Origin of the sequence: Blastomonas sp. UPD001 (genome assembly GCF_003426715.1) — a bacterium.
Classification (GTDB): Bacteria; Pseudomonadota; Alphaproteobacteria; order Sphingomonadales; family Sphingomonadaceae; genus Blastomonas.
Genome location: NZ_QKVT01000001.1, coordinates 1,891,569 through 1,892,694 on the forward strand (window position 1 = coordinate 1,891,569; position 1,126 = coordinate 1,892,694).

1 protein-coding gene and 1 pseudogene are annotated in these 1,126 nt (G+C 65.5%); both read right to left on the minus strand.

Annotated elements, in window-relative coordinates; all coding sequences use genetic code 11:
- A pseudogene (locus tag DM995_RS09605) lies at positions 1–171 on the minus strand (RNA polymerase factor sigma-54); the annotation flags it as partial.
- Between the two features lie 30 nt (positions 172–201).
- On the minus strand, positions 202–984 hold the full coding sequence (lptB, locus tag DM995_RS09610) for an LPS export ABC transporter ATP-binding protein (RefSeq protein ID WP_023838457.1): 783 nt from the start codon (positions 982–984) through the stop codon (positions 202–204).
- Positions 985–1,126 lie beyond the last annotated feature (142 nt).

Genomic DNA, 1,126 nt, shown 5'->3' on the forward strand with positions numbered 1-1,126 from the left:
GCCGCCATCGTCGCCGCCGAGCTCGAGCAGCGGATTGCGCTCCAGCTCCTCCCCGATGAACGCCTCGATCTCGATGTTCGACAGCGCGAGCAGACGGATCGCCTGCTGCAGCTGCGGCGTCATCACCAGCGACTGGCTCTGCCTCAGGTCAAGGCGTGGCCCCAAAGCCATCGGATCAGTCCCCAGCCCCCCGGCGTGCCATTACAAGGCGAAGCCTTCGCCCAGATACAGGCGGCGCACATTCTCGTCGGCCACCAGCGCCTCGGGGGTGCCGGCGAACAGCACCTTGCCGTCATAGATGATGCAGGCGCGATCGACGATGTCGAGCGTCTCGCGGACATTGTGATCGGTGATCAGCACGCCGATGCCGCGCGACTTGAGCTGCTTGATGAGGTCGCGAATGTCCGCGATCGACAGCGGGTCGATGCCGGCAAAGGGCTCGTCGAGCAGGATGATCGAGGGGCTGGCCGCGAGCGCGCGCGCGATCTCGCAGCGGCGACGCTCGCCGCCCGACAATGCCATCGCGGGCGAGGACCGCAACCGGGTGAGGCCGAATTCGTCGAGCAGCGTCTCGAGCCGTTCGGCGCGCGCCGCGACCACCGGCTCGACCAGCTCGAGCACCGCGCTGATATTCTGCTCGACCGTCATGCCGCGAAAGATCGAGGTTTCCTGCGGCAGGTATCCCAGGCCCAGGATCGCGCGGCGGTACATGGGCAGCGGCGTGATATCGACGCCGTCGAGCATGATGCGGCCCGAATTGGGCTTTACCAGCCCCATGATCGAATAGAAGCAGGTCGTCTTGCCCGCGCCATTGGGGCCGAGCAGGCCCAGCACCTCGCCCTTGGCGACCTGGAGCGAGACGTCCGAGAGCACGACCTTCTTGTCATAGCTCTTGGCGATCGAGACGACGTTCAGGCCATCGCGCGACGTCGCCGGATCGGCCGCGGTACCGCTGAGCAGGCCCTGGGGGGCGACATCGTTCATTGTGACTTCCTGCAAACCTTTCCGGCAGCGCTTGCGCCCGCCGGTGTCTTGCCCCTCCCATAGCACGGAACAAGGCGATGAAAACCGGCGATAATCACGTGTTGGCAGGATTTATGCATGGCCGAGCTTGAAATCCTCCCCC

Excerpts from the sequence above, each read along its gene's own strand:
- lptB (WP_023838457.1), bottom strand. The coding sequence starts at position 984 with ATGAACGATGTCGCCCCCCAGGGCCTGCTCAGCGGTACCGCGGCCGAT.